Genomic DNA, 18,311 nt, shown 5'->3' on the forward strand with positions numbered 1-18,311 from the left:
CCGGTGCGGATCGCCGATTGAGGCCAACACCACTGCGGCCACTGCCGGGCCGATACCAGGTATACTGACGATGCTCTCATAACCCGGAATCTGACGACACGCCTCAGCTATCCTGGAATCCGCTTCAACAATCGACTCCCTTACCCGGCCCAGGGTGGTAACCAGCAGCTTTGCCTCAAACGCCACGGATTCACCGACCTCACAGCCAATTGAACTCCGGGCCGCTTCTTGTATGGCCTGGAGGCGCCGGCGCTGGACGCTGCCCCGGTCACGGCTGGTGACCACCTGAAAAAATTCCCTGAAATCCATGGCCGCGATCTGGCGAGGATTCAGGCACCATTTGACAATGGCGAGATTTTCCTGCTCACGGTGGCCGTAGTATTTATCCAGTTCCGGGAAAAACTGACTCACCAGGTGATTCCTGATCCGCATCCGGATACTGTGCTCATACGCCTTTAACTTCCTCTTGAGAGACAGCAGATTGCGCAAATCCCGGATCAACGGCGACGGCAGATCGTAGTATAGAAACTTGCCCTGGGAGATAAGGTCGGCCACGTTGGCGCTATCCTTGGTATCGTTCTTGTCCCAGCGGCCATCCAGCGTCTTCCGGTTCTCTTTCGCCGCTTCGTTCGACACCAGGACCACGGTAAGACCGTTGTTGATCAGAAATTCGGCCAAGGGCTTATGGTAGTCGGCGGTCGGTTCCACGCCAAATACCACCTTGTCGAGCCCCTCCTGGGTCATGATCGCCCGAGCCCGGTGCAGCAGGGTGTCAAACCCTTCTCTGTTGTTGTCAAAGATCAATCGTCGTAAAAACGACTTGCCGGTGGCGGCGCCGAAGAAGGCATGGTGCTTGTCCTTGGCCACGTCTATCCCGACGATGAGATGCCTGTCCGAACCACGGATCTCTTTCTTGAGTTGACTAAACTCCCTCAGCCTTGATAAAGTTAAATTTTTCATTGGAAACCTCCTGTTTTGGATACTTGGTTGGCACCTATTTCTTAACAGGAGGTTTCTCTTTTTTACAGCTGATAAAATATTTTTTATTTCTTTACAATGTGAAGGCTTAACCTTTTGTTATTTCTATATATAACGCCCTTAATATTTAAATATTTGAAAAGTTTTTACACTGTGCTACCATTTCTCGGTGACAGTGATTTCGTAGATGACATACTCAAAGAAGCCGAGGAGTATTACCACCGACGGCAAGTATTACGGTCACAGGGGATCACTCTGGAGCATCTGTTACAGGTGATTGCGCGGATCACGGAAGTCCCTTTACAAGAGATATTGAAACCGGGAAAGAATCGACAAAGAGTCCGGGCCAGGAGCCTGCTGTGTTATTGGGCAGTTCGGGAACTCGGGATGACCATGACTGAATTGGCCCGTTCCGCGGGCCTATCCGTACCGGCAATTTCCATGGCAGTGCAAAGGGGAGAAAAAATCGCCCATGAGATGAAATTCACCCTGCCACAACTCGTGAAGTTAAAAACTTAACGTCCCTCTCGCCCTCTTCTTGTTTTCGTCTCCTTTGTTGAGACAAAAAAGCATTTGGTTCTTGCCTGTGAAACAAAAAACACGTATATTTGTCTCATCATATAAGACGATAAAGGTGGGCAAATGACTCAATACATCTGGCAAAGCCCCAATTGGCCGAATTTTAGACTGGATTACGAAAAGCTCCTCGTCCCTCTCGGGCGATCTCGGTTCCTGCAAGGGCAGTTGTATCAGCAGGTAGCCACACTCGGCCTGGATCTTGAGTTGCAGGCCCAACTGGAGGCCATGACCCTGGAGGCCGTGCAGACCGCGGCCATTGAGGGGGAATTCCTCAATCCGCAAGCCGTCCGTTCTTCGGTTGCCAAGCGTCTCGGGCTTCCCACTGCCGGTCTGCCCGGCTCGAAGCCGGAGACCGATGGGCTGGTTGATGTCTTGATGGAGGCCACCGGCAATTACCAGGCCCCCCTGACACCTGATCGGCTCAAGGGATGGCATGCCGCCCTTTTTCCCACCGGATATTCCGGCCTCTACAAAATCAGGGTGGCAGAGTGGCGGCCACCAGAGAAAGACCCCATGCGCATCGTATCCGGTCCGGAAGGTCGGGAGAGGGTCCACTACATCGCCCCTCCTGCCTCGCGGGTGGAGAGCGAAATGGAGACCTTCCTGCACTGGTGGGAGGGGTCGCGGCCGTCCCGGGAGGGGATGGACCTCATTATCAGGGCCGGTATTGCCCATTACTGGTTTCTGGCCATCCATCCCTTTGAGGATGGCAACGGTCGTCTGGCAAGGGCCTTGGCGGATCTGGCGCTCACCCAGGGCGAGGGGGTTGCCAAGCGATGCTACAGTCTTTCAAATCAGATTATGGAAAAGCGGGAAGGGTATTACCGGGTTCTTGACAGGACTTCCCGTGGAGATGGGGATTTGACCGGGTGGATGTCCTGGTTCCTTGAATGCTATGAACAGACGATAAAAAAGTCGCAGAAGGTGATGGACAAGGTGGTGAAAATCTCCCGTTTCTGGCAGAACGTGTCCCATATCGCCTTGAACGAGCGCCAGCGGAAGGTTATCGGAAAACTGCTCGAAGCTGGGCCTGGAGGCTTTGAGGGCGGCCTGAAATCCCGAAAGTATCTCGGCATGACCGGGGCCAGCCGGGCCACCGGCCACCGGGATATGATGGATTTGGTCAAAAAGAACATCCTCCGGCCCAACGATGCGGGCGGCCGGAGTTCCAGCTATGAACTGTGCTGGGAGTTGACCGGGAAAAAGGTTTTGTCAGGAGAAGAGGAATAGAACTTGGCCCCTGTCGGCAGGCAGCTCACAGGTGAAGTGGGGAGGCTGATTAAAGCCCTCATCAAGCTGACCACTACCCACAAATAGTTCTGAACAGAGCATTTGGTTCATGATAGCATGAAGGCATGGATCATGGAAGCAGCCATCCAATCGCCTGTGGGCAACATATCTCCCTGGCGGCGATCGCCGCGCAGGCCAGGGATATATTTGCCGCCCAGCCGGAAAAGGGGGAGCATACTTAAGAGGAGGTGGAGATGATGATTGAACAGAATAACAGAGTGACAGATGATGGCCGGCGGTTCCCATGGCTGGCCGGCTACCTGAGCGTCTTGTGTATCTCCCTGTTCCTGTTGCTGGGCAATGCCCGGGCAATGGCGGCGGCCCCGGAGCAACTGGCCGAACTCGGCGCTCCGGTCCTCGATTCCCAGCGCCAGTGGACCCTTATGGTCTATCTGGACGGCGATAATGATCTGGAAAAATTCGCCCTGCTGGACTTGAACGAGATGGAGCAGGGGCTGCCGGAATCCGGGGTCACGGTGGTGGCCCTGGTGGACCGTGCCCAGGGATACGATGACAGCGACGGCGACTGGCAGGGCTGCCGGGTCTATCGACTGCGCCGGGACCGGGATCCCGAGAAACTGGCCTCGGAGCAGATCGCCGAACTCGGCGAACTCAACATGGGTGATCCGGCGGTGCTGAGCGCCTTTGTGACTGGTGCGGTCCGAAAATTTCCCGCCCCTCACTACGGGATAATCCTCTGGGACCATGGCGGCGGCTGGAGCCTCATGGCCATTGATCACAGTGCTCCCGGCACTGAAAAGGGGATGGACAGTCTCAACCTGCCGGAGCTGCGTCAGGGGCTCAGCCGGGCCCTGGACCGGCTGGGGCTGGAGCGATTGGACCTGGTGGGTTTCGATATGTGCCTCATGGCCCAGCTGGAAACCGCCTATGAGCTTGCCGGGCTGGCCCGCGTCATGGTGGCCTCCCAGGCGGTGGAACCCGGCGACGGCTGGCCCTATGACCGTTTTCTGCCCATGTTCGGCCGGGAAACCGCCGGGGTTAAACGGTTGGCAACCAATATTGTCAAGGCCTATGACGACTATTATTCGGAACGCAAGGAACGGGTGGCCACCCTGTCGGCCATTGATCTCGATGCCATCGACGGAGTGGTGGCGGCCGTGGACGGCATGGCCGGGAAGTTGACCGGGGTGCTGGAGCGACGCTGGCCGGATATCGCCCGTTCCCTCTTCTATTCCGAGACCTACGGGGACCGGACCGATATCCGTCGCGACGCCCGGGTACTCTCCAGCATTGATCTCCTGGACCTGGGCAAACGACTGCGGCACGAGATTCCCGATTTCCCGGCGGCGGCGGAGTACCGCCGCCTCGTTGCCGCCATGGATCAGGCGGTGCTGGCCAACTATTCCAGTCCCCGGCACCATTTGAGCAACGGCCTTGCCCTGTACGCGCCGGTCACCGCCAGACAGTTTAATAACGCCTACAGCGGACTGCGCCTTGCCCGGCGATCGGGCTGGGGCAGGTTCCTGCAGGATCTCCATGCGGTGCAACAAAAACATCTTGTCAAACCGAAAATCGTTGACCTGCGGGTGATCGATGCCCGGTCCGGGAAACCGGTGCAGGGCGGGGTTCCGGGCGGTGGTTTCAAGATCGTTGCCACGGTGCGGGGCGAAAACGTACTCTGGGTCCAGTCAGTGCACGGCAAGCGGGTTTCCAACAATGGCGGCGGGGTGATCTTCTTTGAAAAGGGGTATGTGCTGGATCCCGACTTCTACAAGAAAAAAGAGGACGCGGTGGCCGATGTGGTTGATCTGCTGATGCCGGAGTTCAAGGGCCGGGAAAACCAGGTGAGCCAGGAGTATGTGGGCCGTCATTTCTGGATAACCGACGGCGCGCAGGCTGCCCGGGCCACGGTGGATGCCTCCAATCTCGACGATCTCCGTCATGTCTCGGTGCCGGTACTTATCAAACGGAAGAAGCTGGGTGAGCATTTCGCCCGGGTCTTTTTCGACACCATCACCTGGCAGGCAGTGGATGTCCGCTGGGAGATCGACCAGCCCGACGGCTCGGTGGCCTATCGCTCCATCCAGCCCAGACCCGAGGACGAGGTGACCCTGCTCTATGAATTCATTGCCGACACTCCCGGCGGTGTGAACTTCTTGAAGAGCGAAACCCTGCACTGGCGGGACGGCCTGGAATTGCTGATCGGCAATGATCCGCCGGAGGAATTACTGGTGGGGATGCGGGCCGAGTCCATGGGCGGCCAGTCCGCCTTTGCAACGACCAAGATCACTATTCAGCCCTACGACAAACAACAGCAGGGCTACCTGGACAATGCCGGCAAGGTTACGGCGGAGCATCTTATCGGCAGGTGGCGCTGGTACGGCATGACCGGCGGCGCCGGGCAGGGGTGGAAACCCCTGCCCACCTATGTGGATATCTCCCGCTCAAAAAGCAACAAAAAGGTGCTGGTGGCCAAGATCAACAACCCCCGGGATCCCGACTGGCAGGTGGTGCCCCAGATGGCGCTCCTGGATACCCGGCTGGCGCCCACCCTGCGGCTGATTTCATTTGACAACGACGGCAACCCCGTTGAGGCGGTGAATTTTACCTTTCTGGTCTCCCGCTGGGAAAACGGATCGCCGCGCCTGATTCTCAAGTATCTGACCCCCAAGGGTTGGCTTGTTCTCTGGGTCAAGGAGGACGGCGGCCGGCCGCAGCCGGGACCGGCGGCCCAGGGCGGGGCACCGGTGGCGACGCCCGCTGTGCAATCGCCGCCAGCCGGCGGTTACGGCCAGCAGCAGCACGCCCCCCAGGCCGTTTCGCCACAAGGCGGAGGATTGACCGGCTCCTGGCAGGGACAGGAAGGGGATACCCTGGTTTTTTCCGGCAATCGCTACCAGGTCAGCGAGTACGGTGAAGTGGTGGATGCCGGCGTCTTCCAGGTCCAGGGCGGCCGGCTCATAACCCAATCCCAGTTGACCGGCATGGGCATGGCCTACGGTATGCAGCTCCAGGGCAACACCCTGTTGCTGCGCGAAATGGCCAGCGGCCTGGTCTATCAATATCAACGCCAGGGGCAGGGGGGACAGCAGCAGGTATACGCCGCCCAGGGCGGCCAGCCGGGACAGGTGGGCACCACCGGCCAGGAGATGATGTTGCAGGGTAAACTGTGCAGCTATTCCGGCTCCAGCAATTATTACTCCGGGGCCAGCAGCTCCTCCAGTTCCTGGGCCTATTTCGATGGCCGGGGCAACATGCAGTACGGCTCGGAATCCTCCATGTCCGGCGGCGGCGGCGGCTATTACAATGCCTCTCCCACCACCCGGGGACGCTACCGGGTCCAGGGAGAAACGATCTACATGCAATTCGGCGACGGCTCCTCCGGCACTGCCACGGTGTACACCCGGGGCAGCAATGGCAGGATCAACGCCTTGACATTCGAGGGAACCATCTACGCGCAGCAGCTCTGCGAGTGATTATTTTCAGCTGGAGGGGTTCCAGCCATTCCAAACAGGGATCAGGGGGGAGGAATATAAAAAGGCATGGTCGCATGACCATGCCTTTTTTATTCAATGGTGGGCGATACGGGATTCGAACCTGTGACTTCCACCGTGTGAAGGTGGCACTCTAACCACTGAGTTAATCGCCCTGAAAAACGAAAAAAGGATACTCCAGCGCCCTGAAAACTTCAAGCCAATTTAACCGGCCCGGGGGTGCTCGGACCGGTTGCCATGGACAAAGCCCGGTGTCCGGGAAATTTTCATTGTTCGTTGCGGCTATGGCCCAAAACTTGGTCCTGCCATGCTGGTTTGTCCCAAAAAAAGAACCGCCGGCAAGGAAAAAGCCTTGCCAGCGGTTGCGATCCGATTTGCGTTGGCTCAGCGCGGGAGGACGATCCAGGGTCGGCCGGCGCTTGGGCCCTAGCTCTTGAGCGGGTTGAGTTCGTCCTTGATCTTGGCCTTCACATCAAGGCTGTCCTTGATCTTGCTCGCCTGCTCCTTGACCGCGGCCACCTCTTTTATGCCGGGCACGTTCTCCTTGGCGGTCTCCTCGACCTCTCGCAGTCCGTTTTTAAAAGACTTGATTCCCTTGCCGAGACCGGCGCCGATCTCCGGCAGCTTCTTGCCGCCGAATACCAGAAAGGCGATACCAAGGATAACGATCAATTCCGGGGTTCCCAAACCAAACATAATGACCTCCTTCTGGCGACACCGGCGTCCAAGCCCTGGCATCGCAACTGATCCAACGAAAAACTCATCCGTAAAAAGGGTTAGGCGTTGGAATCCTTTTTATCTTCTTCAATCTTTTCCGGCTCGCTCTCCTCGCGGGTGGCTTTCTTGAAGTTCTTTATCCCCTTGCCGATCCCGGAGCCGATCTCCGGCAGTTTGCCGGCGCCAAAGATGATCACAATGATAACCAGAATAACGATGAGTTCCGGCATGCCGAGTCCGAACATAAAAAAAACCTCTTTTTCGTTTATTATTTCCAGCCGTTATACACAGCACCACAAGTCCGCTGCAGCCGCTCTGTATAGAACCCTCTGTAACTGATCACGGCGTCTGTATATGTACATCAAAATCAAAAACAAGGAAACTTCTTTTTCCGGACCGTGCCCCAGCCGCAACCGACCACTTAACTTTCAGCCGCCGGGCCTCATGGCCGCGATTTTCCCGGCAAGTTCGTTCATCTTCTCCAGCACCGCCTCCTCGTCCAGGGTCAGGAGGCGCTGGTTCCGCATTACCACCCGGCCGTTGATTACCGAGTGGACCACGTCGTTGCCCCGGGCCGCGTAGACCAGGTGGGAGGGCAGGTTATAGACCGGGGTCAGGTGCGGTTGATTCATATCAAGGACAATGATATCCGCCTTTTTCCCCGGTTCGAGGCTGCCGATCATCTCCTTGGCGGACAGGGCGGCGGCCCCGCCCACGGTGGCGAGATCCAGGCTGGTCCGGGCGTCCAGCACCGTGGGGTCTTGTGAAAAGACCTTGTGCAGGAGAGCGGCGCTGTTCATCTCCCCGAACATGTCCACGTTATTATTGCTGGCGCTGCCGTCGGTACCCAGCCCCACGGTCACCCCGGCGGCGAGCAGCCCGGGCACCGGGGCCACCCCTGAGGCCAGTTTCATGTTGCTCTCCGGGCAGTGGGCGACCTTGACTCCCCTGGCGGCCAGCAGCTCGATTTCTTCCCTGGTCAACTCGACGCAGTGGTCGGCCAGCACCCGCTCATCCAGAATTCCCAGCCGGTCCAGATGGATCACCGGCGAACAGCCGAACCGCTCTTTTGCGGCCCGCACCTCCTCTTTGTTTTCAGAGAGATGGATGACATAGAGGGCATCATGTTTATCGGCCAGCTCCTTCAACTGCTTGAGCAGTTCCGGGCCGCAGGTGTAGACCGCATGGGGATCAACGGTTACGGTGATCAGCGGGTCCTGCCGGTACATCCCGAGCAGTTCCTCGGTGTAACGGATTCCCTCGGCCAGGGGCCCGTAATTGGGCGAGGGGAAATCATAGAGCACCTCGCCGACCCAGCCCCGCATGCCGGCCGCGGCCGCGGCCCGGGCCACCTCCCTGGCAAAGAGGTACATGTCGCAGAAACTGGTGGTGCCGGAACGGATCATCTCGGCAATGGAGAGCAGGGTGGAATGAAAGACCACCTCGCCGGTGAGCCTGGCCTCTGCCGGGAAGATATACTCCTGCAGCCACTGCATCAGGGGCAGGTCGTCGGCCAGCCCCCGAAAGCAGGCCATGGCGGCATGGGTATGGGTATTGACCAGGCCGGGCATGATCAGGCCGCGGGGCTCGTCAATTACCTCCACCCCGGGATACCTGGCCAGCAGCTCCCGGCCGGGCCCGATCTCGACAATGGTGTCGCCGGCCACGGCCACCCCGCCGTTGTCAATAATGGTCCTCTCCCGGTCCTGGGTGACCAGGTATCTGCCGCGGATCAGCAGGGTGACCGGCCTGTTGCTGGAAATGCTCATTGTCTTTTCCTCAGATGACCTTGAGGGTTTCCACCACCAGCCGCTGGAGCCGGGGTTCGGTCTCCCGGGCCCGGGCAATGATCTCGTCGATCAGGATGGGCTCGAAATTATCCGGGTCATTGACATTGGCGACCACGGATATTCCCAGCACCCGCATGCCGGCGTGTCTGGCCACGATCACCTCGGGCACCGAGGACATGCCCACCCCGTCGGCCCCGCAGTTCCGCAGGTACCGGGTTTCAGCCGGTGTTTCAAGACTGGGCCCGGGGATGGCCGCATAGACCCCGCTGGTTACCCGGGGTATGTTGTGCTGTTCGGCGCAGGCCAGGGCCTTTTCAATGAGGTCCGGGTCATAGGGTTCGGACAGGTCCGGGAACCGCGGCCCCCAGTCATCCACATTGGGGCCGCGCAGGGGATTGTCCGGGATAAAGTTGAGGTGATCGCGGATGAGCATCAGGGTGCCGGGTTCAAAGGCCGGGTTAAGGCCGCCCGCGGCATTGGTTACCAGCAGGGTGTCCGCGCCGAGCAGGGCGAGAACCCTGAGCGGAAAGGTCAACTCCCGGGTGGAGTAACCCTCATAGTAGTGAAACCGGCCCTGGAGCATGGCCACGGCCTTGCCGCCCAGTTCACCGCAAACCAGGTTGCCGGCATGGCTCTTTACCGTGGACCGGGGGAAATGGGGGATTGCTTGATAGGGCAGGATGGCCGGCCCCTTGATCCGGCCGGCCAACTCACCCAGCCCGGTGCCCAGGACCAATACCACCCCGGGCAATCCTGGCAGCCGGTCGCGCAGAAACGCGGCCGCCGCCTCGGCCTGCTGACGGTACTTTTCAATATCGATCATGGGCAATCCCCACCGGAGTGACGTCTTTCATTGTTTGGTTGTGGCTGGGCAAATATGGTCCAGCCATGCTGGTTAGTTTATATGAAAGTCGTGCCGGACGAAGCTCGCTGTCCGGGGAGATTTTCATAGTTGGTTGTGGCTGCGGCCCCAAAATCATGGTCCAGCCATGCTGGTTAGTGTCCGTCCAGAAATGAGCAATTTCGTTCAAGATCAAGGATCGCGAAAAAAAATAACCGGAGTCATATAAATGATATTACGAGGATTATTTTTTGAGCATGACGCCGAGATTGGGCGAAAGGGCCATTTCTGGATGGGCACTAGTTACCGGGCATGGCCGGCGACAAACCGCCTTATCACCTCCGGGTCGGCATCAACCACCCGGCAGCGGCTCTTTTTTCCCTCCAGGCCGGCCAGCCCGGGCGGCAGGGTCAACTTGCGGCCGATGGCCTCTTCCACCACCCGGCCGAACTTGGCCGGGTGGGCCGTGGCCAGGCAGACCAGCGGCACCCCGGGCTGCCGCAGGGCCTGGCCCGCATTGACCCCCACCGCGGTATGCGGATCAAGGATGTAGCCGTATTCCCGGTAAAAGTTTTTAATGGTCGAGCGGGTCTCGGCCTCGCTGACCCGCTTGGCGGCAAAGTCGGCCCGGATCCGTTGCTGCTGCTCAAGGTCGAATGTGAGCCCGCCGCTTGCCGCAAACCGTTCCATGTCCTGCCGGGTCCGCTCCGGGTCCTGGTCGTTGAGATAGTACAAAAACCGCTCAAAATTGCTGGCCAGCTGGATATCCATGGACGGGCTGGAGGTGGCCTTGACCGTGCCCAGGGAATAATCGCCCTGGTTGACGAACCGGGCCAGCAGGTCGTTTTCATTGGTGGCCATAATCAGGGTGCGGATTCGGCCGGCCCCCAGCAGCCGCTTGGCCACGAACCCGGCGAATATATCGCCGAAATTGCCGGTGGGCACCGAGAAGTCAACAGCCCGGTCCTTGTCGCCGGTCACCTGGAGCCAGGCATGGATGTAATAGACCACCTGGGCCAGGATCCGGGCCCAGTTGATGGAGTTGATCGCACCGAGGTGATACCCTTCCTTGAACGGGATATCGTTGAACAGTTTTTTGACTATGGCCTGGCCCTGGTCAAAGGTGCCGCGGATGGCCAGGTTGAACACGTTGTCGTCCAGCACCGTGGTCATCTGCAGTTCCTGGATCCGGCTTACCCGCTTGTGGGGATGGAGGATAAAGATACTGATCCGCTCCTTGCCCCGTACCCCGTAAATGGCGGCGCTGCCGGTGTCGCCGGAAGTGGCGCCCAGGATATTCATCTTGCCGCCCGACTCCCGCAGGATATACTCAAAGACATTGCCGAGAAACTGCAGGGCCACGTCCTTGAAGGCCAGGGTCGGGCCATGGAAGAGTTCGAGGATGTGGTAATCGCCCAGGGTCCTGACCGGGGTGATCGCCGGATCACCAAACACGGCGTAGGAGCGGTCGATCAATTTCCCGAGATCGTTGGCAGGAATATCGGTAACGAACAGGCTGATGATTTCAAAGGCCAGTTGCCGGTAGGAAAGCTTTCCCTGGCAAAAATCCGCCTGCCAGCCGCGCACCGTATCATCGCCCGGAACGGGCAGGGACCGGGGCAGGAGCAGGCCGCCGTCAACGGCCAGCCCCATCCGGACCGCCTCTTTGAACCGGATCGGCTCGATCCCGCCCCTGGTACTGATATACTTCATTTGCTGTCTTGCCCGAGAATAAGGTTGTCGCCCTCCATCTCGGCCGGCACCGGCAGGTGGCGCAGGGCCAGCACCGTGGGGGCGATATCCTTCAGGGCCCCGCCGCTGCGCAGACGGCAACCCAGGTAACGCTCGCTCACCAGGATAAAGGGCACCGGGTTGGAGGTGTGGGCGGTAAAGGGCCCGTTGGTTTCAGGATTGTACATGGTGTCGGCATTGCCGTGGTCCGAGGTGATCAGGGTTATCCCGCCCAGGGCGGTGATTCTTTTCACCAGCCGGCCGAGACATCGATCCACGGTCTCGCACGCCTTGACCGCCGCGGCCATCACCCCGGTATGGCCGACCATGTCACCGTTGGCAAAATTGAGCACGATCAGATCGTAGGGATTCTCGTCAAGCCGGGCAAGCAATTCGTCGGTCACCTCCTTCGCGCTCATCTCCGGCTTGAGATCATAGGTGGCCACATCCTTGGGCGAAGGGACCAGGACCCTGTCCTCCAGGGGAAAGGGCTCCTCGCGGCCGCCGTTGAAGAAGTAAGTGACATGGGCGTATTTTTCAGTCTCGGCGATTCGCAGCTGGCGCAGGCCGTGCCGACTGATCTCCTCGCCGAGAATCCGGAAGAGCAATACCGGAGGAAAGACCACCGGCATGGTGAAATGTTTGTCATACCGGGTAAAGGTGAGGTACTCGGCCAGGACCGGTTGCCGGGCCCTGGAAAAACCGGTAAAGTCCGGATCAATAAAGGCATGGGTCAGTTCCCGGGCCCGGTCGGCCCGGAAGTTGAAGAAGAGCACCGTGTCTCCGTCATTGATCGTGGCCACCGGTCTTCCGGAATCATCAACCAGCACGATCGGCTTGATGAACTCGTCGGTTTCGCCACGCTCATAGGCGTCCTCCACCGCGGCTATCGGATCGTCGGCCATAATTCCCTTGCCATCCACCAGGGCCTGCCAGGCGAGCCGGACCCGGTCCCAGCGGTTGTCCCGGTCCATGGCATAGTAGCGGCCGGAGACAGTGGCCACCTTGCCCGCGCCAGTGGTGGTCAGGGTGGCGGAAAGTTCCTGCAGGTAGCCGGCCCCGCTCTTGGGCGGGGTGTCCCGGCCGTCCATAAAGGCATGGATAAAGATTCCCTCGACCCCATGGTCCGCCGCCATCCGCACCAGGGCCTTGAGGTGATCGATATGGCTGTGCACGCCGCCGTCCGAGACCAGGCCCAGCAGGTGGAGGGCGCCGCCGGACTCCCGGGCCTGGCTGAAGGCGCGCACCAGCACCTGGTTGGTAAAAAAATCACCCTGCTCAAGGGCCCGGTTGATCCGGGTGAAATCCTGGTACACGACCCGGCCGGCGCCGATGTTGAGATGGCCCACCTCGGAGTTGCCCATCTGGCCCTCGGGCAGTCCCACTGCGCCGTCATGGGCATCAAGGGTGGTAAAGGGATAGCGCTTTGTCCAGTGATCAAGGTTGGGGGTGGCGGCCACATGGATGGCATTGGTGCCAATGGGCCGGCCATGTCCCCAGCCGTCGAGAATGGCCAGCAGAATCGGGGATACTTTTTTCATAAGCCTTGTTTCAGATCAAAGTCGCTGCCCGGCACCGGCCTTGCCATGCCGGAGTAACGCCTTTCATTCTTCCGTTATGACGGGCCGGCATTCAACTCTTTTGGGTATCCGGTTCCGGGTCAATCCGGGGTGCATCGTGCCACAGCCCCTCCAGGTCATAGAATTTCCTGGATTCCTTATAAAAGATATGAACAACCACATCAAAATAATCGAGCAGGACCCAGAGCCCGTCCTTGAGCCCCTCGCTGGTGTTGCCGCTGATCCGTTTACTCCTGAGTTCGCCCTCCACCGCCTGGGCCAGGCTCTGGGTATGCCGGGTGGAGTTACCGCTCATGATCACGAAAAAATCGGCAAAGGTGGCCAGGCCGCGGACATCGAGAATAACCAGTTCCCCGGCCTTTTTGTTCAGCGCGGCCCGGGCGCAGACCCGGGCGATTTCCAGGCTGCTCTTGTTCCGATGCACCTTTTTTACATTCTGCACAACTATTCCCCGGGCTCCTTATCGGTAATCGGCTGGGAAAATTTACAGGAAGCAACGATGCACTGCAGGCGTTTACCGGTCTTTTTTCCCTCTTTTTCCACAAGAAACAGGGCCTTGCACTTTGGACAGGGCTGATTCACCGGTTTGTCCCACAGGGCGAACCTGCACTTGGGAAAACGGTTGCAGCTGTAAAAGGGTTTGCCTCGTTTTGATACCTTCTGCACCAGTTCGCCGTCGCATCCCGGTTCAGGGCAGGCGACTCCGGTGGTCCGGGCGCGGATGTGCCGGCAGGCCGGATACCCTGAACAGGCGAGAAAGCGGCCGAAACGGCCATTGCGATAGACCATCGGCTTGCCGCATTTTTCGCAGGTTTCGCCGGAATCTTCAGGCTCTTCCCGGGCCAGCGGGACGATCTTGCCGTCCCCGTCCTTGGTGAAATTCTGGGTATGCTTGCAGGCCGGATAGTTCTCGCAGGCCAGGAAATCACCCATCCGGCCCCACTTGACCACCAGTTTGCCGTCGCACTGCGGGCAGGGAATGCCGGTGGGCACGGCCCGCTGCTTGATCGATTGCATCTCCTTCTTGGCCCGGTCCAGGCTGTCCCGAAACGGTCCGTAAAAATTACTCAGCAGCTCCTGCCAGTTGACCCGGCCCTCCTCGACCTGGTCCAGGCTGGCCTCCATGGAGGCGGTGAACTCCACATCCATGATCGTCGGGAAATGGGCCACCAGCAGGTCATTGACCAGCCGGCCCAGGTCAGTGGGATAAAAACGCCGCTTGTCGAGCCGGACGTATTCCTTGTCCTGGATAACCGAGATGATCGCCGCATAGGTGCTGGGCCGGCCCACCCCGTTTTCCTCCAGGGCCTTGACCAGGGTGGCCTCGTTATAACGCGGCGGCGGCTGGGTGAAGTGCTGCTTGGGCTCCACGGCCAGGGTCTGCAGCGGATCGCCGGTTTTGAGATCAGGCAGGGTCTCCTCGGCGGTGGTCTCGGCCCGGCCGTTCTCGTCGCTGGCCTCCACATAGAGGGTCATGAAGCCGGGAAAGCGGATGATCGAGCCGGTGGCCTTTAACAGATACTTGTCCGCGCTGATCCGGATCACGGTCTGATCATAGATCGCCGGCCGCATCTGCGAGGCCACGAACCGTTTCCAGATCAGGGTGTAGAGGGCCAGCAGGTTCTTGTCCAGAAAGGGGGCCACCTGCTCGGGGGTGATGGTAACGTCGGTGGGCCGGATCGCCTCGTGGGCGTCCTGGGCCGATTTCGAGGCCTTGTATACGTTGGCCTTGGCCGGAAGATAATCGCGTCCCCAGGCCTGCTCGATATAGTCGCGCACCCCGGCCAGGGCCTCGTTGTTGATCCGGGTGGAATCGGTGCGCATATAGGTGATCAAGCCGGTGGGGCCCCGGTCGCCCAGCTCAATGCCCTCATAGAGACGCTGGGCCAGGGACATGGTTTTTTTGGCGGAAAAATGGCGCTTGCGGTTGGCATCCTGCTGCAGGGTACTGGTGATGAACGGTGGCTGCGGCCGCCGCTGTTTCTTCTTTTTTTCCACCGCCCGGACCATTGGGTCGGCCCGGCGCAATGCCGCCACTGCAATCGCGGCCTCGGCCTCGGTGGTGATTTTTGCCTTCTTGTTATCGATCTTATCGAGCTGAGCGGTGAACGGCGGCGGAGTGTCACCCTCAAGCCGCACCCCGATGGTCCAATACTCTTCGGAAACAAAGGCCTCAATGGCCGCTTCCCGCTCGCAGATCATCCTGACCGCCACGGACTGCACCCGGCCGGCGGACAGTCCCCGCCGCACCTTTTCCCAGAGCAGCGGCGAGATCTGGTATCCCACCAGCCGGTCGAGAATCCGGCGGGCCTGCTGGGCCTCGAACCGGTTCCGGTCTATCTCAGTGGCATTGGCAATGGCCGCCAGAATGGCCTTTTTGGTCAATTCGTGGAACAGGGCCCGGTGGATCGGCTTTTTGAGCGTCTTTAAACTCTGGGCTATATGCCAGGCAATGGCCTCGCCCTCACGATCCGGGTCCGGGGCCAGAAAAATCTCGTCCACCATCTTGGCCGATCTTTTCAGCTCATTGATAATCTTGGCCTTGCCCTTGATGGTGACGTACTGGGGAGAAAAGTTTCGCTCAACATCCACCCCCAGCTTGCTCACCGGCAGGTCCCGGACATGGCCCACCGAGGCCTTGACCTCAAAATCCTTGCCCAGATATTTCTTAAGAGTCCTTGCCTTGGCAGGTGACTCTACTATGATCAACGCCTTTGCCATACTTTCCTTTAGAATCAACGCAAGGGATTATTGGTTTGCAACGGGCGGAACATCCGGAAAAACAGCCCGCGCCCGTCAACAGTCCGGGTGATGGTAACCACTCACAGGGTGGCGCTTTCCACCTGTCGAGCACACTCCTTGCCCGGTAGGCTTTCACCGGTGCCGGAGATACGCGTGTCCGTCAATCATCGGCCGTAGTGTTGACCGATACTCGTCGTGTCAACGGGAAACTTTCCGTAACGCGGCAACCGGCGTTTTTTACGACGCCATCACCTTTACCTTGTCGCGGGCCTCATCACAATCTTTTTTTTGACTTCAAAGGGGGGGTAACGACAAAAAACCAGCGTAGAAACAAAAGGAACTCAGTTGATGAACTTCAGCTTCTTGTACTCCAGGCAGGCGGTCTCATGGCCCAGTTCGCAGGCAATCTTAAGATCCTCGATCGCCTTTTGCCGGTCATTGATATAGATCCACTCCATGGCGCGGTGGTAATAGGCCCGACCGTTGTCCGGGCCGAACTCAATGGCCTTGTTGAAGTCGGCCAGGGCCTGGATGTGCTGTCCCTTGCGGGCCAGGGCCTGGCCGCGGCTGTGATAGGCCTCGCCGTAGCGGGGATTAAGCTCCACGGCCCGGGAGAAATCCTCAATAGCCCTGTCAAAGAGATTTTTCAGGATATGGGCCTTGCCCCGGCGCAGGTAAGCCTCGGCAACGTCCGGGTCAAGGCTGATCGCCTTGTCAAAGTCGGCAATTGCCTGGTCGGCCTGCTGTTGCCGAAGCCGGGCCGTTCCGCGCTGGAGATAGAGCCCGGCATCACCGGGTGAGAACTCAAAGGCATGGTTGAAATCCTCCAGGGCCGCGGCCGGATCGGACAGGGCGAGACGGGAAATGCCCCGGTAATAAAAGGCCGGCCCGTGGCCCGGTTGCAGGCGGAGCGCGGTGTTGAAAAGGGTGATCGCCCCGGGGTGCTGGCCGCGCGCCGCCAGCACCGTGCCATGGCTGACAAACACCTCGGCATGGGCCGGGGAACCCTGCATCAGTTCGGGACGCAGCTTCAGCACCTTGGCAAAATCGTTCAACGCGGCCTCATGCTGGCCGCGCCGGGCAAAGGCCAGGCCCCGCTGGTTGTAAGCCTCGGCATGGAGGGGGTTCAACTCGATGGCCCGGTTGAAGTCAGCCACGGCATCGTCAAAGAGATTTCTGAGGATGGCGATCCGGCCACGGCCGGCATAGGCATCGGCCAGCCGGGGGTTGAGCTTGATCGCCTTGTCAAAGTCACTGTATGCGGCCTCAATCCGTCGCTGTTCAAGCAAAATCTGCCCGCGCCGTAAATAGGCCTTGGCATGACCGGGATGCAGGCGAATGGCGGTCTCCAGGTCAACCAGGGCCTGGTCCTGCTGGCCGTTGCGCGAACGGACAGTGGCCCGGTAATAATAGGCAACAGCCAGGGCCGGGTTGTTGCCGGCCCCTGGCGGCACCAGCTCGATTGCCCGGTTGAAATCAGCCAGGGCCTCGGCCGGTTGCCCGCGCAGGGCATGAACCCGGCCGCGGTTGAGGTGGGCCGCCGCATAGCCGGGTCTCAAGGCAATGGCCCGGGTGTAATCGGCAAGGGCCCGGTCCAGGCGGCCCTTCAGCAACATGGCGTCAGCACGCCGGCAATGGGCCGTGGCATTCTCCGGATGACAGGCAATGGCCTGCTCGAAATCGGCAATGGCCTTGTCAACAGACCCTGTCCGGAGCAGGGCAATACCGCGGTTGGTGTAGGCGGCCGTTGATAGCGGATCAAGCTCGAGCGCCTTGGCATACAGGGCGAGCGCCGCCTTGACCCGGCCCCGGCGCAACGCCTTGTTGGCCCGTTGGCCGTAGAGCCGGGCCCTTTCCCCGGCACTCGGCTCAACACCTTTTGCCGCCGGTCCCGGACCCGCATCCCCTGGCGCACCGGGTACTGATTCCCGGACCGTTTCAATTACCAGTTCCGGCCCTGGCTCCTCCGGTCCGGTGTCCGGCGCGGTTTCCCGAACCACCGGGGTTGGCGCGGCCGGTTTCCGTGCCGGCTCCGCCGCTTCCGGCAAGGATTCGGGAATATCGCTGATCGTCGGGCCGGGCAGGGGTTCAGGCCCCGGCGGCGGCACGGGAATATCCCCACGGTCGAGCCGGCCGGTGTCTGCCGGCAAAGCGGCAGTGCCCGGTTTCCCAGCCCGCTCGAAATCGAAACGCGCCTTGATCTCCTGGCCGAGTTCCTGGTGAATACGGCCCCGGGCCATATACGCCGGACCCAGTTCATGGTCAAGTTTCAGGGCCTGGTCATAATCGGCCAGGGCCTTGCGCGGCCTGCCGGCCCGGTAGAGCGCCAGGCCCCGCCTGAAATAGGCGTCCGCGTAGCCGCGCCCATCTTCCGGGGGATGGCTGCGGCGGCGCTCCGCCAGCTGCTGCCTGAGAAACAGACCGGTGAGGACAATGGCGGCCAGGACAACAGCACTGCCAATCACCAGAAAAAGGCTATAAAGGACCGTTGCAAGCATGCGGCATTATCCTGGGCCAGGTAGCGGGGTTCATTCGCAGCACCGACAGGGGGAGGGTTGGCGCACCACGAGACAATATCAAAACCCGGGCCCAGGGCATGAGACCAAGG

At 59.8% G+C, this 18,311-nt stretch carries 12 protein-coding genes and 1 tRNA gene; 2 read left to right on the top strand and 11 right to left on the bottom strand.

The genetic code is table 11. The features are described 5' to 3' along the window. Window positions 1-960, bottom strand: a 960-nt coding sequence (locus tag L3J03_00430; GenBank protein ID MCF6289461.1) for a transposase, incomplete at its 3' end; no start/stop codon positions are given. Window positions 961-1,620: 660 nt separating this feature from the next. Here L3J03_00430 and L3J03_00435 point away from each other — a divergent pair. Together L3J03_00435 and L3J03_00440 are read left to right on the top strand one after the other, a co-directional pair. After that, window positions 1,621-2,787 carry a Fic family protein gene (locus L3J03_00435; GenBank protein ID MCF6289462.1) on the top strand — a complete coding sequence of 389 codons (1,167 nt, stop codon included), beginning with the start codon at window positions 1,621-1,623 and terminating at the stop codon, window positions 2,785-2,787. A gap of 254 nt (window positions 2,788-3,041) precedes the next feature. Further along, window positions 3,042-6,284: a clostripain-related cysteine peptidase gene (locus L3J03_00440; GenBank protein ID MCF6289463.1), complete on the top strand. Its 3,243-nt coding sequence runs from the start codon at window positions 3,042-3,044 to the stop codon at window positions 6,282-6,284. Between the two features lie 97 nt (window positions 6,285-6,381). Here the strand turns inward: L3J03_00440 and L3J03_00445 are convergent. The 10 genes from L3J03_00445 to L3J03_00490 all read right to left on the bottom strand — a co-directional run bounded on the left by L3J03_00445 (window position 6,382) and on the right by L3J03_00490 (window position 18,201). Further along, window positions 6,382-6,457 (bottom strand) — tRNA-Val (locus L3J03_00445). Window positions 6,458-6,728: 271 nt separating this feature from the next. Next, window positions 6,729-6,998: a twin-arginine translocase TatA/TatE family subunit gene (locus L3J03_00450; GenBank protein MCF6289464.1), complete on the bottom strand. Its 270-nt coding sequence runs from the start codon at window positions 6,996-6,998 to the stop codon at window positions 6,729-6,731. A gap of 80 nt (window positions 6,999-7,078) precedes the next feature. Next, on the bottom strand, window positions 7,079-7,264 hold the full coding sequence (tatA, locus tag L3J03_00455) for a twin-arginine translocase TatA/TatE family subunit (protein MCF6289465.1): 186 nt from the start codon (window positions 7,262-7,264) through the stop codon (window positions 7,079-7,081). Between the two features lie 183 nt (window positions 7,265-7,447). Next, on the bottom strand, window positions 7,448-8,788 hold the full coding sequence (locus tag L3J03_00460) for an amidohydrolase (protein ID MCF6289466.1): 1,341 nt from the start codon (window positions 8,786-8,788) through the stop codon (window positions 7,448-7,450). A gap of 10 nt (window positions 8,789-8,798) precedes the next feature. After that, a complete protein-coding gene (locus tag L3J03_00465) occupies window positions 8,799-9,632 on the bottom strand; it encodes a purine-nucleoside phosphorylase (protein ID MCF6289467.1) in 834 nt (277 codons plus the stop codon). A gap of 321 nt (window positions 9,633-9,953) precedes the next feature. Beyond that, complete coding sequence (thrC, locus tag L3J03_00470) at window positions 9,954-11,363, bottom strand: threonine synthase (GenBank protein MCF6289468.1); 1,410 nt, start codon at window positions 11,361-11,363, stop codon at window positions 9,954-9,956. After that, complete coding sequence (gpmI, locus tag L3J03_00475; protein ID MCF6289469.1) at window positions 11,360-12,922, bottom strand: 2,3-bisphosphoglycerate-independent phosphoglycerate mutase; 1,563 nt, start codon at window positions 12,920-12,922, stop codon at window positions 11,360-11,362. Before gpmI ends, thrC begins: the two co-directional genes overlap by 4 nt. A gap of 91 nt (window positions 12,923-13,013) precedes the next feature. Further along, complete coding sequence (gene rsfS, locus L3J03_00480; protein MCF6289470.1) at window positions 13,014-13,403, bottom strand: ribosome silencing factor; 390 nt, start codon at window positions 13,401-13,403, stop codon at window positions 13,014-13,016. A 2-nt stretch (window positions 13,404-13,405) separates the two neighbouring features. Beyond that, complete coding sequence (topA, locus tag L3J03_00485) at window positions 13,406-15,682, bottom strand: type I DNA topoisomerase (GenBank protein ID MCF6289471.1); 2,277 nt, start codon at window positions 15,680-15,682, stop codon at window positions 13,406-13,408. 362 nt (window positions 15,683-16,044) lie between these two features. Next, window positions 16,045-18,201, bottom strand: coding sequence for a tetratricopeptide repeat protein (locus L3J03_00490; protein MCF6289472.1), 2,157 nt, complete (start codon window positions 18,199-18,201; stop codon window positions 16,045-16,047). Between the last annotated feature and the right edge of the window lie 110 nt (window positions 18,202-18,311).

This window comes from Desulfobacterales bacterium (assembly GCA_021647905.1).
Taxonomy (GTDB): domain Bacteria; phylum Desulfobacterota; class Desulfobulbia; order Desulfobulbales; family BM004; genus JAKITW01.

Coding starts and splice junctions, on each gene's coding strand:
- L3J03_00435 (MCF6289462.1), top strand. CDS start 1,621: ATGACTCAATACATCTGGCAAAGCCCCAATTGGCCGAATTTTAGACTG.
- L3J03_00440 (MCF6289463.1), top strand. CDS start 3,042: ATGATGATTGAACAGAATAACAGAGTGACAGATGATGGCCGGCGGTTC.
- L3J03_00450 (MCF6289464.1), bottom strand. CDS start 6,998: ATGTTTGGTTTGGGAACCCCGGAATTGATCGTTATCCTTGGTATCGCC.
- tatA (MCF6289465.1), bottom strand. CDS start 7,264: ATGTTCGGACTCGGCATGCCGGAACTCATCGTTATTCTGGTTATCATT.
- L3J03_00460 (MCF6289466.1), bottom strand. CDS start 8,788: ATGAGCATTTCCAGCAACAGGCCGGTCACCCTGCTGATCCGCGGCAGA.
- L3J03_00465 (MCF6289467.1), bottom strand. CDS start 9,632: ATGATCGATATTGAAAAGTACCGTCAGCAGGCCGAGGCGGCGGCCGCG.
- thrC (MCF6289468.1), bottom strand. CDS start 11,363: ATGAAGTATATCAGTACCAGGGGCGGGATCGAGCCGATCCGGTTCAAA.
- gpmI (MCF6289469.1), bottom strand. CDS start 12,922: ATGAAAAAAGTATCCCCGATTCTGCTGGCCATTCTCGACGGCTGGGGA.
- topA (MCF6289471.1), bottom strand. CDS start 15,682: ATGGCAAAGGCGTTGATCATAGTAGAGTCACCTGCCAAGGCAAGGACT.
- L3J03_00490 (MCF6289472.1), bottom strand. CDS start 18,201: ATGCTTGCAACGGTCCTTTATAGCCTTTTTCTGGTGATTGGCAGTGCT.